Origin of the sequence: Streptococcus sp. VT 162 (genome assembly GCA_000688775.2) — a bacterium.
Lineage (GTDB): Bacteria > Bacillota > Bacilli > Lactobacillales > Streptococcaceae > Streptococcus.
Window position 1 is genome coordinate 662956 of sequence record CP007628.2, and the last position, 15087, is coordinate 678042.

10 protein-coding genes and 1 pseudogene are annotated in these 15087 nt (G+C 39.4%); 9 read left to right on the top strand and 2 right to left on the bottom strand.

The features are described 5' to 3' along the window. Nucleotides 1–153 precede the first annotated feature (153 nt). The 3 genes and pseudogenes from V470_10600 (at nt 154) to V470_03185 (ending at nt 7924) form a co-directional block, all read left to right on the top strand. Nucleotides 154–3020, top strand: a pseudogene (locus tag V470_10600) (cell wall anchor). A gap of 593 nt (nt 3021–3613) precedes the next feature. Continuing rightward, nucleotides 3614–6976, top strand: coding sequence for an adhesin (locus tag V470_03180; GenBank protein AHZ47440.1), 3363 nt, complete (start codon nt 3614–3616; stop codon nt 6974–6976). 207 nt (nt 6977–7183) lie between these two features. Beyond that, the gene (locus V470_03185; protein AHZ47441.1) at nt 7184–7924 is read left to right on the top strand and encodes an SAM-dependent methyltransferase; all 741 of its coding nucleotides are present in this window, start codon (nt 7184–7186) and stop codon (nt 7922–7924) included. An 82-nt stretch (nt 7925–8006) separates the two neighbouring features. Here the strand turns inward: V470_03185 and V470_03190 are convergent, their stop codons facing one another. Continuing rightward, entirely contained in the window at nt 8007–8366 is a 360-nt protein-coding gene (locus tag V470_03190) for a membrane protein (GenBank protein ID AHZ47442.1), read from the bottom strand. A gap of 91 nt (nt 8367–8457) precedes the next feature. On the opposite strand from V470_03190, the gene V470_03195 reads away from it, so the two are divergent. Genes V470_03195 through V470_03215 form a run of 5 tightly spaced genes read left to right on the top strand, consistent with a single transcriptional unit; the run spans nt 8458 to nt 13158 of the window. Continuing rightward, nucleotides 8458–9414 carry a hypothetical protein gene (locus V470_03195; GenBank protein AHZ47443.1) on the top strand — a complete coding sequence of 319 codons (957 nt, stop codon included), beginning with the start codon at nt 8458–8460 and terminating at the stop codon, nt 9412–9414. Further along, nucleotides 9398–9955: an SAM-dependent methyltransferase gene (locus tag V470_03200; protein AHZ47444.1), complete on the top strand. Its 558-nt coding sequence runs from the start codon at nt 9398–9400 to the stop codon at nt 9953–9955. The genes V470_03195 and V470_03200 overlap by 17 nt, the downstream gene beginning before the upstream one ends. Then, a complete protein-coding gene (locus V470_03205; GenBank protein ID AHZ47445.1) occupies nt 9948–10202 on the top strand; it encodes a hypothetical protein in 255 nt (84 codons plus the stop codon). Before V470_03200 ends, V470_03205 begins: the two co-directional genes overlap by 8 nt. Nucleotides 10203–10213: 11 nt before the next feature. Continuing rightward, on the top strand, nt 10214–12268 hold the full coding sequence (locus V470_03210; protein ID AHZ47446.1) for a sodium:hydrogen antiporter: 2055 nt from the start codon (nt 10214–10216) through the stop codon (nt 12266–12268). Nucleotides 12269–12297: 29 nt separating this feature from the next. Next, nucleotides 12298–13158, top strand: coding sequence for a ribonuclease BN (locus tag V470_03215; GenBank protein ID AHZ47447.1), 861 nt, complete (start codon nt 12298–12300; stop codon nt 13156–13158). Between the two features lie 38 nt (nt 13159–13196). Here the strand turns inward: V470_03215 and V470_03220 are convergent, their stop codons facing one another. Next, nucleotides 13197–14225, bottom strand: coding sequence for an S-adenosylmethionine tRNA ribosyltransferase (locus V470_03220; GenBank protein AHZ47448.1), 1029 nt, complete (start codon nt 14223–14225; stop codon nt 13197–13199). 147 nt (nt 14226–14372) lie between these two features. Between V470_03220 and V470_03225 the strand changes: the two genes are divergently transcribed. Next, nucleotides 14373–15080 (top strand): glucosamine-6-phosphate deaminase, encoded by a 708-nt coding sequence (locus V470_03225; protein AHZ47449.1) that lies wholly within the window; start codon nt 14373–14375, stop codon nt 15078–15080. Nucleotides 15081–15087: the final 7 nt, after the last annotated feature.

The window sequence follows — 15087 nt, forward strand, 5'->3', positions numbered from 1 at the left end:
TAGCCTTTTTCTTCATAGTATGATAAAATGTGGATGTAATGTGGCTAATAATTTTCGCTTGAAAAAGGAGAATGGTGATTAGTTGGGGACAATCATTTAGTTTACTATTACATTGTACATTTACAACTGAATATTATAAGAAAGGAAGATTAAATGAACAAGAAAATAAGATCTTGGATTCAGATCCTTATTCTTTGTTTGGGAGTTATTCTCCAATCATTTGCTCCTCTTACGCAAGTACGTGCGGCAGAGTATAATGATGTGATCACTAGTGTTGGTGTTGAAAACAGATCTGGTGAAGCTTTAACGCAAGGGTTGGATATTTGGCAAGAATTCCGTCTTACTGCAGATTTTGTTTTGCCAGATAATACGGTGCATGAAGGTGATACAACAACACTTCAATTGCCATCAGAGATTACATTTTCAAACTCTTCAGACATTGAATTACGAGATGCTTCTAACAATCTTGTAGCTACTGGTCGTTTAGATGCAGCTAGCAAAACAATTACTCTCACTTACACAAAGTTTGTTGAGAATAATTCTGGCGTTAGGGGGAAATTCTTTGTCTATGTTCGAGTTGACCATGATGTTGTTTCAGAAGAAAAAGACATTGATGTCAATATTACTGTAGGACATAGAGTTCTATCTGCAGGGAAAATCCGTTACAACGGCCCTCCAGGGAAATACGACTCTAAAATTGAAAAGAGTTCCTTCCAATACAAGGATGACGAGAAAAATGTAATCCGTTATAACATTACTGTAAACCGCAATATGGCGAACTACAGTGATGTCACTATCAAAGATGCTTTCTCTTCTCCAAATATGACATTCCTACCAGATACTTTTCGTATTTATAAAGTAAACTGGAGCTGGAATAACGGAGACTGGAAATGGTCCGATGCTCAGGATATGACCGAAACCTTTAAAAACCAACTAGTGGTAAATGCGAATGGTGATGGTTTCACCCTTCCTTTAGGAGATACTAATGGTTTTGGTTATATGATCGAGTATCGAGCTAAAGCGAATTATGATCTAGTCGATGGTGAGGAAATCACGAACGTAGCCAACATGAGCTACAATGGTAGTGAGAATGAACAATCAACCAGCACACGTACCTACCAGATTGCAGGTGGTGTTGCGGAAGGATATGTTTTCACCATTAAAATTCATAAGGTAGACGAAGCAGGCCAACCTTTGCAAGGTGCAGTTTTTGAAGTGATTCGTGATCGTAACCAAGCTGTTGTTGGACGATTGACAACAGATTCTGATGGTAACGCTAGTGTAGGTAAATTGTTGCGAGACAACTATACAATTCGTGAAGTAACGGCTCCTTTTGGCTATGACAAACTAACTGAAGATATTAAAATTTCTCCAGATGAGTTTGGCTCAGACAAATCTGTAGAACGTCGAATTGAAAATAAGAAGACACCTCCGAAGACTCCAATTGAAAAAGAGATTACTTTCAAAAAGGTGGATCCAAATGGAAAAGAAATTCCAGGAGCGGAACTGAAAATCTATAGTGGAGATACAGTCAATCTTGAAGAGGCACCTGTTGCAGACTGGACTACTGTAGCTGACACTTCTAAAGTGATTAAGCTGGCACCAGGGACCTACACTCTAAGAGAGTTCGATGCTCCAGATGGGTATCAGTATGTTGATGATGTTACCTTCACGGTCAATGCTGATGGTTCTATTACAATTGTCAAAAAAGGTACAACAGATACTGTCGTAACAACTGGTTCTGTTTTGTCAATCACTGACAAAGAGGATACAACTCCAAAGACTATTACCTTCAGTAAAGTCAATCTTGGAGGAAATGAAATCGCTGGTGCTCAGATTAAGATCTACAAGGGCGACAAGGCAGAAGGAACAGCCGTAGAAAGCTGGACTTCAACTGACCAACCTAAGCAACTGAATCTTGAACCAGGCATCTACACTTTCCATGAGGAAGCAGCCCCAACTGGTTACCTCAAAGTAACGGATATCACTTTCCAAGTTAAACCTAACGGTACTGTTGAAGTGACAAAAGTAGGTGAAAAAGATTCTAAAGGTGAAGACAATCGTGTTGTAGCCCAAAATTCAACTCTGACAGTTACTGATAAAGATGACGATGTAGCTCGTAAAATCACGTTCAGTAAAATTAGTCTTGGTGGAGTTGAAATCGCAGGAGCACAAATCAAGATCTTCAAAGGCGATAAGGCAGAAGGCACAACTGTAGAAAGCTGGACTTCAGAAGCTGGTAAGTCTAAAGAATTGAGCTTGGCCCCAGGTACTTACACCTTCCATGAGGAAGCAGCCCCCCAGGTACTTACACCTTCCATGAGGAAGCAGCCCCAACTGGATACCTCAAAGTAACGGATATCACTTTCAAAGTTAACTATGATGGAACAGTTAAAGTGACGAATGTTGGTACTAAGGATGCTAAAGGCGAGGACAATACAGTCGTAACTGATGGTTCAACAATCAAAGTCACTGATAAAGATGACGATAGTCCACGTAAGATTACCTTTAGTAAGGTTAGCCTTGGTGGAACAGAAATCGCAGGCGCTCAAATAACTGTAACTGATAAAGATGATGACCTTCCACGTAAGATCACCTTCAGCAAGGTAAATCTAGCGGGTGAAGAAATCGCGGGTGCAAAAATCCAAATTTTCCGTGGAGAAAAAGTTGCAGGTAATCCTGTGGCTGAATGGACTTCAAAAGCCAATCAATCACATGTACTTGATTTGACTCCAGGAGTATATACTTTCCATGAAGAAGCCGCTCCAACTGGATACTTAGCAGTAACAGATATTACATTCCAAGTTAACTACGACGGAACTGTAACAGTGGTAAATGCTAGTGGAAATCAGGTTGAGTTTAAGGATGGTAAGTTAGTAGTAACGGACCAAACTGAACCAGAAAATCCTAACCTACCAAACACTGGAAGTGAATCTGGACAAGCTGCATTAGCAGCAGGTTTAGCTCTTCTAGCTTTAGGTGCAGGTCTTGTAGCAACTAAACGAAGAAAAGAAGACTAATCTCATTTAGTAGCCAATAAGTACAGTAAAGAAAGATCAGGGATAACCCCCTGGTCTTTTTTCTATGATTCAGAATAATGAAATATGATAAATTAAACTATTTACCAGTATGGTATATGACTATTGCTAAATCTCTTCTGATTTTTACTTATATAAAATAGTTTGGATAATTATTAAGGTGTATCAAACTTATAAATAAATGGAACGTTTTGTGCATTGTTCCTTTCTGTTTGTTTAAAAGAGAAGTTGTTCGTAAGTGTTCACTATACTTAAAGAAACTTCAGTCTGATGAAAGAATTAATTTTTATGGCAGTAATTTTACACTGTGTCAATATTTTCAAAAGACAATAACCTCATAATATTACAAAAAAAGTTAATTTTGTTTTATAATGAAACTAAAGGAGGTTTCTATATTAAAAATAGAACAAATATGATAAATATTGCACTCACATATAGTTATGAAACATGTTAATATGATGTAACTTATTCAATAACCCTCATGGATTTCAACGAATTCGAAAGGAGATGAGTGTTGAGGTTTTATAATCATAGTTTGTCGTTTTAATGTTTTCGGTAATTTAGAAAGGAAGATTATGAAGAACAAGAAATTTTGGTTGCCCATCCTAACTTCTCTGGCCTGTTTGCTAGGGATAATCTTTGCTCCAAATTCAGTTCAAGCAAAGGAACTGAAGAACGTTATCAGTAATATTGGAATTTGGGAGGTTGATAATGGTAAGTTTATAAAACCGGATGCGAATGGTGTTTATACACTTTCACCTGAACATCATAACTACTCAAATTATAAATTCACTGTTGATTACGATTTGAGCGCCTATGATGGTAAATTAGAGGACGGTGATACCTTTACCTTTACTGTTCCGAGCCCTTTAACTGTTAGAAATGAAACTTTTGATTTAAAAGATAAGGAAACAGATCTCGTTATCGGAGAAACTCAAATTGTATCAAACGGGGATAATAATGGTGGTAAGGCAACTATTACATTAAAAAATCTGAAAACCTATCTTGAGAAAAAAGGTGGCTATCAAGTCCAAAACGTTAAAGGAAATTTCTTTGTTGGTTTTAGTTCTAAAAATGAATTAAGCAATGAAACGCTCCGTTTTGATAAAACGGAAACCATAAATGAAATTACACACCAAATTAAGGTAAAAAGAGGTGAAGCATCTGATTATTCTGAAGGAATCGGTCGAGCTAATTTCAATAAATATCATGGTTTGATTTACAAAGAGGATTGGACATCAAAGGCTCTAAATAAGAGTGGAAAATACTTACACAGCTGGTATGTTCGTGTTAATCCGAAACAAGCAGCCTATAATAAAATTGAAATTCATGACTGGGTAGATCCAAACGCTTCGCCAATGCAGATGATCCCTGAAACATTTAGCGTCACGGCAGGTTGGTATGATCAATATTATTACTTTAAAGATGAGGTTGTCTTAGAAGCTGGTAAGGATTACCAAGTAAAATGGAATGATTCTTACACAGAATTTACTTTAACAATTAACAATGCATCTTCAATTCTTGCGAAGAACGGTAAACCAGCAGCATTTCGAATTAATTATAAAACAAGTGCTCCAGCTGATGGCACGCAAGTCCAAAACAATGCTGAAATGAAGGGTGATGACCAGATTCTAACATATGACGACTATAGTAATAAGACAGTCGTTAAGCAAATCGGAAACTCAGTCGTTGCTTCTGGTGGTACAATTCAGTTAGAAACTGGTTACCGTATCATTCTTTACAAGGTCGACGAGCTGACTCATGACCGTCTAAAAGGAGCAAAATTCAAGATTACTCCTCCGGCAGGAGCTACGGCTAAAGAGGAAATTGTAACGACAAATGATGACGGAATTGCTGAGTCATCTATTTACTCAGAAAGTGATATCAAGAAAGGGAACTTTACAGTAACCGAGATTGAAGCTCCTGAGGGATATGAGTTGAATCCTACTCCATTTGAGATGACTGTTGGACAAGATGGAGCTATCAAAACAGTTACAAATAAACGTAGCAAAGCTAAAGTTAAGATTAAGGCTAATAAAAAACTTACAGGACGTGAGTTGAAGGCTGAAGAGTTTGAATTCACTTTAACAGATCAAGATGGTAAGGTGAAAGAAACTGTGAAGAATGACAAAGACGGAAACGTTGCTTTCTCAGAATTGGAATTCGACAAAGCAGGAACTTATACCTTTAAAATTGCTGAAAAAGCTGGCAGTGATACAAGCATCAAGTACGACACTAAAACTGTTACGGCTACAGTTACTGTAGCGGACAAGGGTAAAGGTGCACTTGAAGCAACTGTTTCTTACGATGATGAAAAAGCATTCGAGAATACTTACACTCCAGCAAAAACGGAAGTTTCTGTTAAGAAAGTATGGAAGGACGAGAACAACCAAGATGGTAAACGCCCATCTTCTGTCACAGTTAAATTGCTTGCAGATGGTCAAGATACTGGTAAAACACTTGAATTGACTGAAGCAAATGGTTGGGCTGGAAGCTTCAAAGATCTTGATGCTGATAAAGGCGGAACACCTATTAAGTACACAGTAGTAGAAGTAACTGTTGCTGGTTACACTTCTGAAGTTACTGGTGACGCTGCATCTGGATTCACTATCACAAATAGCTATTTACCAGAAACAGTTGTTGTAAAAGCAACTAAGAACTGGGATGACGCGAACAACCAAGACGGCAAACGTCCATCCAAGATTACAATCAATCTTTTAGCAGACGGTCAGCAAATTGATTCGAAAGAAGTTCAAGCAGCTGCGGACGGAACTTGGACTGTCGAATTCACGAAATTAGCAAAATATAAAGCTGGTAAAGAAATCAAATACACTGTAACAGAAGAAGCCGTAGCAGAATACGAAGCGACTATTACAGACTTTACCATCACAAACAAATATGCTCCTAAAGAAATTGACTACAAGGTAACAAAAGTATGGAACGATGCGAACAACCAAGATGGTAAACGTCCTGAGTCCGTAACGGTTCAACTTTATAAAAAAGTTGGAGATGCAGATCCAGTAGCCGTTGAAGATAAGAAATTGACCTTAACAGCTAAGGAAAAGACTGATGATAACACTTGGGTAGCATCCTTCACCAATCTTCCACAATACGAAGCTGGAAAAGAAATCACCTATTCTATCAAGGAAGTGGATGTACCAGCTGGTTACGAAGCCTCTGTGACTGGTCAAGTAGTGACAAACACCTATAACCCAGAAACAGTTGTTCTTTCAGGAACTAAGGTTTGGAAAGATAACAACAACCAAGACGGCAAACGAACAAGATCTGTGAAAGTTCAAATTCTTAACGGCGACAAGGTTGTTCAAGAAATTGAAGTTTCAGAAGCAACTGGCTGGAAGTTTGAATCTAAAAAACTTCCTAAGTATGAGAATGGTAAAGAAATCAAGTATACTGTCAAAGAAACTGCTATGACAGAATACAAAGCAACCATCACTACAGATAAGGATGGCAAGTACACCATTACCAACGAACATACTCCAGAAAAAACAGCTGTAAAAGGTCATAAGATCTGGAAAGATGAAGATAACAAAGATGGCATCCGTCCAGCATCTATCACCGTAAAACTTCTTGCAGATGGTAAGGAAACTGGTCAGACAGCTACAGTGTCAGAAACAAGTGGCTGGACTTATGAGTTTACAGGTCTTGATCGTTATCAAGAAGGTAAGGAGATTGCCTACACTGTTGAAGAAGTGAATGTTCCAGATGGTTATACAGCTTCAGTAGAAGGTTACAACATTACAAATACACACACTCCTGAAAAACCAACACCTGGTAAACCAAATGAACCAGGTAAGCCTAAAAAAGGTGGGGAATTACCTAATACAGGAAGCGAGTCTAACCAAGCGACTCTAGTAGCGGGAATCGCCCTTCTTGGATTGGGAACAGGATTCTTGGCAAGACGCAAAAAAGAAGATTAAGTTTTTTAAACGGTATCTTTCACGAAATGTTGCAACGCAGTTTAAAAGTAGAAACAAGTGTCAATGGAAATTGGCACTTGTTTTTTTTGTAACTGACCCTGGTTCTACTACCGGATACAAGTGGATAGTTACCACTTACTGAAAAGCTATTGTTTTTATGATGAAATCCTCTATAATAGGTGACAAATAGAAAAGGAGATGTTGCATATGATTGAAACAAGATTACAAGATAAATTGAAGTCAGGTTTGGAGGTAGAAAATTTTCAAAAAGATGGGGCTATCTATCTGTCTCTTAATCCTGATTATCTATCTGGAGATAATGCTAAATACATGACTATGTATAACCGTTTGGCTCGCTGGTATGATATGAGTGAGAAATGGATAGGACCGCTTCTCCACGGCAAGGCAATTGACAAGTTGAGAAGGGATTTGATGGAGGAAATAGAATGGAAAGATAATTTATCTGTTCTTTATGTCTCTATCGGGACTGGTCAAGATCTCCGTTATATTCCTGAGACAATTGACCTGAAAAGTTTAGACTTTGTAGGGGTAGATATTTCTATCAGTATGCTAAAAAAATGCCAGAAATCTTGTGCTAAAAAGACCAATCTGCAACTTTTCCATGCTTGCGCGGAGGATCTCCCCTTTGCGGATAATAGTTTTGACATTGTCTACCATATTGGCGGAATCAATTTTTTCAATGATAAGGCCAAGGCTATGCAGGAAATGCTACGAGTGGCGAAGCCAGGAACCAAGCTTTTAATCGCAGATGAGACGGCTGACTATGTGGATCAGCAATATAAGAAAAATCATTTTAGTAAGGATTATTTTAAAGACGCTACTGTTGATTTGAGTGAAATTGAGAATGCTGTTCCAAGTGAAGTTAAGGAAAAGGAATTGAAACTTCTATGGGATGGCAAATTCTATGCCTTAACATTTAGGAAATAAGAAAAGTATCTTGGTAGAGCATAGAAAACGAGTTGTGAAGAAAAAAACATTCCCTCAGACGGCTGTCTGAGGGAATGTTTTTTTATGGGAGCATCATCAATTCGACAATCATAGCTATGTAGATGATTAAGGTAAGGAGAAAACCGGCTCTCCAGAAGAATTTGATGAATTTAGGGTAATAAAAACTTCGTTTTTTGACAAGGAAAAAGACTACAAGGAGGATTGCTAGGAGAGAAAGTGCGACTCCAAGTCGCGGTAGAAAGTTGTGGATAAAGGCTTTAGCAGTAATCAGATAGTACTCAAATACCAAAAGTGGAAAAGCTAGATCTGCGAAATTAAATCCTATTTTCCTAAGTCCAAAAAGCTTGGTGACAATAAAGCAAACCACCAAGGTTAATATCAATAATAAAATAGATGCTATTTTCATTAAAATCATACCCATATTGTATCATAAAAAAACGCTAAAGGAAATGAGAAACAAGGGAATTTGTAGGAAAGTCAGGCTTTTGAGATTGTAGGTGTTTTTTGTTATAATGAAAGTTATGAAATCTTATAATACCTTGAATGATTATTATCGAAAACTTTTTGGAGAAAAGACTTTCAAAGTTCCTATTGATGCGGGATTTGACTGTCCCAATCGGGATGGAACTGTAGCTCATGGTGGTTGTACTTTTTGTACGGTTTCTGGTTCTGGAGATGCTATTGTAGCACCAGATGCCCCTATCCGTGATCAATTTTATAAGGAAATTGACTTTATGCATCGCAAATGGCCAGATGTTCAGAAGTACTTAGTTTATTTTCAAAATTTTACCAATACCCATGAAAAGGTGGAAGTGATTCGGGAGCGATATGAGCAGGCTATCAATGAGCCAGGTGTAGTAGGGATCAATATCGGAACGCGGCCAGACTGTTTACCCGATGAAACCATCGAATATTTGGCTGAGTTGTCAGAGCGTATGCATGTGACGGTAGAATTGGGCTTACAGACTACTTTTGAAACAACTTCTGACTTGATTAACCGTGCCCATTCTTATGAATTGTATGTGGAAACAGTAAAACGCTTGAGGAAATATCCCAAGATTGAGATTGTTTCCCATTTGATTAATGGTCTGCCTGGTGAGACTCATGAGATGATGGTTGAAAATGTCCGTCGCTGTGTTAGGGATAATGATATACAAGGTATTAAGCTGCACTTGCTTCACCTCATGACCAATACGCGCATGCAGCGGGATTACCACGAAGGACGCTTGCAACTGATGAGTCAGGATGAGTATGTCAAGGTCATCTGTGATCAGTTGGAAATCATTCCCAAGCATATCGTCATCCACCGAATAACGGGAGATGCGCCTAGAGATATGCTGATTGGTCCCATGTGGAGCCTCAATAAATGGGAAGTGCTAAATGCTATTGAAACTGAGATGCGCCGTCGCGGAAGTGTGCAAGGATGCAAGGCTGTAAAACAGGAGTTTAAAAATGAAAAGACCACTTGAGATGGCACATGATTTTTTGGCGGAAGTTGTGACAAAAGAGGATATCGTAGTGGATGCGACCATGGGTAATGGTCATGATACCCTTTTTTTAGCCAAGCTAGCCAAGCAAGTCTATGCCTTTGATATCCAAGACAAGGCTTTGGAGAAAACCCAAGAGCGTTTGGATCAGGCTGGAATGACAAATGCCCAGTTAATCTTGCAAGGGCATGAGACGCTTGACCAGTTTGTGACAGAAGCTAAGGCAGGGATTTTTAATCTGGGTTATTTGCCTTCTGCTGACAAATCCGTCATCACTCAACCTCAGACTACTATCGAAGCCTTAGAAAAGCTTTGCCATTTGCTTGTCAAAGGAGGACGGATTGCTATCATGATTTACTATGGTCATGAAGGAGGAGACACCGAGAGGGATGCTGTGTTGGATTTTGTTTGCCAGTTGAACCAACAAGAGTATACAGCTACCATTTATCGGACACTCAACCAAGTTAATAATCCACCGTTTTTAGTTATGATTGAAAGATTAGAAAGGTATAGACATGGATAAACAATACCTTCGTGAGAAGCTTGAGGCAATGCGCCATAATTTTGTCGAGTCAACGCATCACGAGCGAGCCGTCGGGGTGCTCGACGAAGCACATATGAGCAAGAAAATGCTTAAAATCAAGAAAAAATTAGTGGCTCTTGAAATGGAACGATGCCAGAAAAAAATTGAGCACAAAGACTGTTCTAAGATTGATCAGAAAATCCAAGAGCAAAAGGAGATTTTTGAATCTTGTTGTAAAAAAGATTAAGGAGGAATTGTGTGGAATTACTCATTTACTTGATTCTATTTTTATTTGTCTTAATCATTTCAACTACGACCAATAAACTTCTGCCTTTTTTGCCCCTTCCTCTTGTACAAATTCTTTTGGGGATTGGGATTGGTTTATTTGTTCCCGATGCGGACTTTCATCTCAATACAGAGCTGTTTCTGGCCATGGTTATTGGTCCCTTACTTTTCCGGGAGGCAGAAGAAGCGGATATTACGTCCATTTTGAAGCATTGGCGGATTGTCGTCTTTCTGATCTTCCCTGTGATTTTTATCTCGACCTTAAGCTTAGGGGGCATGGCTCACTTCCTTTGGATGACTCTTCCTTTGGCTGCCTGTTTAGCAGTTGGAGCGGCACTTGGCCCAACAGATTTGGTTGCCTTTGCGTCTCTTTCTGAACGTTTTCGTTTTCCTAAACGGGTTTCCAATATCCTAAAAGGGGAAGGGCTCTTAAATGACGCTTCTGGTTTGGTTGCCTTTCAGATGGCTCTTGCTGCTTGGACAACAGGAACTTTTTCTCTCAGCCAAGCTGGGACTTCCCTAGCACTTTCTATCCTTGGTGGTTTTGTAGTCGGTTTTGTGACGGCTATGGTCAATCGTTTCTTGCATACCTTTTTACTGAGTGTGCGAGCGATAGATATAGCCAGTGAACTATTGCTAGAGCTAAGTTTGCCACTCATGACTTTTTTTATCGCAGAAGAGTTTCATGTTTCAGGGATTATCGCAGTAGTGGTTGCAGGTATTTTGAAGGCCAGTCGCTTTAAGAAAATTACGCTCCTTGAGGCTCAAGTTGACACCGTGACGGAGACCGTCTGGCATACCGTGACCTTTATGCTAAATGGATCAGTCTTTGTTCTCTTGGGAATGGAATTAGAGTTGATTGCGGAGCCAATTTTGTCTAATTCTATCTACAATCCCCTTCTTTTACTGCTTTCAGTTGTCGTTCTGACCTTCTTGCTTTTTGTGATCCGCTTTGTCATGATTGCTGGTTTTTACTTTGTGAGGACGCGTCGACTCAAGAAAAAAATTCATAAGTACATGAAAGATATGCTTCTTTTGACCTTCTCTGGTGTCAAAGGGACAGTATCTATCGCGACCATTCTCCTCATACCAAGTCATTTGGAGCAGGAATATCCTCTGTTGCTCTTTCTTGTAGCAGGCGTTACACTATTGAGCTTTCTAATGGGTTTACTTGTCCTCCCTCACTTATCTGAAGAACAAGAGGAAAGCAAGGATCATTTGATGCATATTGCGATTTTGAATGATGTAGCTGCAGAATTAGAAAAAGAACTGGACCATCACAAGAATAAACTTCCTCTTTATGCAGCTATTGATAATTATCATGGTCGAATTGAAAATCTCATCCTTAGTCTGGAAAATAAGAGAGTCCAAGAGGACTGGGAGTCCCTCAAACTTCTTATCTTGAGTATTGAGAGTGATGGTTTGGAGCAAGCCTACGAGGAAAATAGAATCAGTGAGCGTGGCTATCGAGTTTACCAACGTTACCTAAAAAACATGGAGCAGAGTATCAATCGGAATTTCGCTTCTAGAGTGACTTATTACTTCCTAGTCTCCTTACGGATACTGCGCTTTCTACTCCATGAAATGTTTACCTTTGGTAAGACCTTTCGCAGTTGGATGAATGAAGAATCTCGTAAACTACTAGCAGTTGACTATGATCAGATTTCAGAGTTGTATTTGGAAAATACAGAGCTGATTATCGAGAGTTTGGAAAACCTCAAAGGGGTTTACAAGAGTTCTCTGATTAGTTTTATGCAAGAGTCTCGTCTACGCGAGACGGCCATTATCGGAAGTGGTGCTTTTGTTGAGCGGGTTATCAATCGCATCAAACCAAACAATATCGATGAAATGCTACGAGGCTACTATCTCGAACGTAAGGCAATCTTTGAATATGAAGAAGCTAAACTGATAACAGCCAAGTATGCCAAAAAACTACGACAAAATGTGAATAATTTAGAAAATTATTCTCTGAAAGAAGCCGCAAATACTTTACCTTATGATATGCTAGATTTAATTAGAAGAACTTAGATGATGAAGAAAATGACGGAGGATGGAACATGAAAAAGTGGTGGAAAGAGCTGATGGACAGGCCCTTATTGAAAGCTTTTTTGCATTATTATCAAGCATCTGATAGTGAGTTGACCAGTGTTGCGGTTGCCTACTATTGGTTGATTTCAATCTTTCCTCTGCTAATGATAATGGTCAATATTTTGCCTTATTTTCAGATTCCGGTCTCAAATTTTTTACTGACAATCAAGGAATTCTTACCTGATACAGTCTATGATGTGGTCGCCAAGATTGTCCGAGAAGTTCTGACTCAACCATCAACTGGTTTGCTGAGTTTTGCCGTTTTATCTGCCCTCTGGACCTTTTCAAAATCAATGGATTTTCTCCAAAAAGCTTTTAACAAAGCCTATGGAGTGACCAAGAGTCGAGGAATTATCTCCCATCAGTTGATGAGTTTACTTGTTAGTTTCGGCTTGCAGATCCTTTTTGCCCTAGCCTTATTTTTGAGTATGTTTGGTCGTATGTTGCTCAACCTCCTCAAAACTTACTGGCAATCAGATAGTCCGCTATTTTCCTACTTGCAAGATTTTACAGGCCCTCTGGTCTATGCCTTAATCTTTGCCATTCTGGTTATGATTTATTACTTCCTTCCAAAAGTAAAAGCACCACGAATCCGCTATGTTTTACCAGGAAGTGTCTTTGTCTTGCTAACTCTTATCTTTTTATTGAATATCTTTTCTGTCTACGTCAATAGTTATGTCAATCATCTGGTTGACGTTCGATTTTTCAGTTCCATTATCGTGGTAGTCATGATGTTCTGGTTTATTCTCATTGCAAAGATTTTGATTATCGGAGCAGTTATCAATGCCAGTGTGCAGAGTTTGAAAGATCCAAAGTTTAGTATGGAATAATTAAAAAATCCCCATTAGGTTTCCTAATAGGGATTTTCTTAATAGATAAACATGGCATCACCGAAACTGAAGAAGCGGTAATGTTCTTGGATAGCATGGTGATAAGCATCTAAGACTAAGTCACGACCGGCAAAGGCAGAGACCAACATGACGAGAGTTGATTTTGGCAGATGGAAGTTGGTTGAAAAAGCATCCACAACCTTCCAGTCGTAGCCTGGTTTGATAAAGATATTGGTCCAGCCAGAATCAGCCTGGATTTGCCCATTAAACTTGGAACCGATGGTTTCCAGTGTGCGGATCGAAGTGGTTCCGACAGCGATGACGCGTCCACTATTTTCCTTAACAGAGCGAAGAGTGGCTGCTGCTTCCTCAGAAAGTTGGTAGAATTCGGAGTGCATTTCGTGTTCGTCCAGATTGTCAACAGAGACAGGTCTAAAGGTTCCTAGTCCGACATGGAGAGTGAGATAGACCAGATGAACACCTTTAGCTTGGATTTCTGCTAGCAGTTCTTTGGTGAAGTGCAATCCAGCAGTCGGTGCTGCAGCAGAGCCACTTTCTTTAGCGTAGACCGTTTGATAGCGTTCACGGTCATCTAGTTTTTCGTGGATGTAGGGTGGTAGTGGCATTTCACCGAGACTTTCCAAAACTTCTAGGAAAATTCCTTGGTATTCAAAGCGGACAATGCGGCCCCCGTGGGTCAATTCTTCCGTAACGACAGCGCTGAGACGACCATCTCCAAAGCTGACACGAGTACCGACCTTGAGGCGTTTGGCAGGTTTAGCCAGAACTTCCCACTCATCACCACGAATATTTTTGAGCAGGAGAAGCTCCACATGGCCTCCTGTCTCTTCCTTTTGGCCATAGAGGCGGGCAGGGAGGACGCGAGTGTCGTTCATGACGAGGGCATCACCGGGTTCCAGCATATCGATAATAGAGTGGAAGTGTTTATCCTGCATTTCTCCCGTTTCACGATTGACGATAAGGAGTTTGGAGGAATCTCGTTTTTCAAGGGGCGTTTGGGCAATCAATTCCTCAGGCAAGTGGAAATCAAAATCAGCTGTATTCATATATCTGTTCATTCTTTCTAAGTTCTAATCCTATCCATTATAACATGTTTCAAGTTTGGACGCTCTTTTTTTAGAAATTAAATCGTTTTCACTTGACAAAAATTGGTCTATACCATATAATGAATATAGAAATATGGAGGATATAAAATGAAAGTTATAAAAGTTGAGAATCAAGTCGAAGGTGGAAAAGTAGCTTTTGAGATTTTGAAGGAAAAATTGGCCAATGGTGCTCAAACGTTAGGACTTGCGACAGGAAGTAGTCCACTTGAGTTTTACAAGGAAATCGTTGAGAGTGACCTTGATTTTTCAAATTTAACCAGTGTAAACCTCGATGAGTATGTAGGGCTTGATGGGGACAATCCACAGTCTTACCGTTACTTCATGCAAGAAAACTTGTTTAACCAAAAACCATTTAAAGAAAGTTTCTTACCTCGTGGAGTTAAGGATCATGCTGAAGCTGAAGTAGAACGCTACAATCAAATTTTGGCTGACCATCCTGTCGATTTGCAAATTTTGGGAATTGGTCGCAATGGACATATCGGCTTTAATGAGCCAGGTACTCCATTTAACAGTCAAACACATTTAGTAGAACTTGATCAATCTACAATCGAAGCGAATGCTCGCTTCTTTGACAAGATTGAAGACGTCCCAACTCAAGCCATTTCGATGGGAATTAAAAATATCTTGGATGCCAAGTCAATTATTCTCTTTGCTTACGGTGAGTCGAAAGCAGAAGCCATTGCCGGAACAGTGTCTGGCCCAGTGACTGAGAATCTCCCAGCAAGTAGCCTACAAAACCACTCTGATGTGACAATCATCGCAGATGCAGAAGCGCTCAGCTTACTCGAAAAATAAAAATTAC

Bases quoted from the DNA above. Each gene is read 5' to 3' on its own strand.
- V470_03180 (AHZ47440.1), top strand. From the start codon at position 3,614: ATGAAGAACAAGAAATTTTGGTTGCCCATCCTAACTTCTCTGGCCTGT.
- V470_03185 (AHZ47441.1), top strand. From the start codon at position 7,184: ATGATTGAAACAAGATTACAAGATAAATTGAAGTCAGGTTTGGAGGTA.
- V470_03190 (AHZ47442.1), bottom strand. From the start codon at position 8,366: ATGGGTATGATTTTAATGAAAATAGCATCTATTTTATTATTGATATTA.
- V470_03195 (AHZ47443.1), top strand. From the start codon at position 8,458: ATGAAAGTTATGAAATCTTATAATACCTTGAATGATTATTATCGAAAA.
- V470_03200 (AHZ47444.1), top strand. From the start codon at position 9,398: ATGAAAAGACCACTTGAGATGGCACATGATTTTTTGGCGGAAGTTGTG.
- V470_03205 (AHZ47445.1), top strand. From the start codon at position 9,948: ATGGATAAACAATACCTTCGTGAGAAGCTTGAGGCAATGCGCCATAAT.
- V470_03215 (AHZ47447.1), top strand. From the start codon at position 12,298: ATGAAAAAGTGGTGGAAAGAGCTGATGGACAGGCCCTTATTGAAAGCT.
- V470_03220 (AHZ47448.1), bottom strand. From the start codon at position 14,225: ATGAATACAGCTGATTTTGATTTCCACTTGCCTGAGGAATTGATTGCC.
- V470_03225 (AHZ47449.1), top strand. From the start codon at position 14,373: ATGAAAGTTATAAAAGTTGAGAATCAAGTCGAAGGTGGAAAAGTAGCT.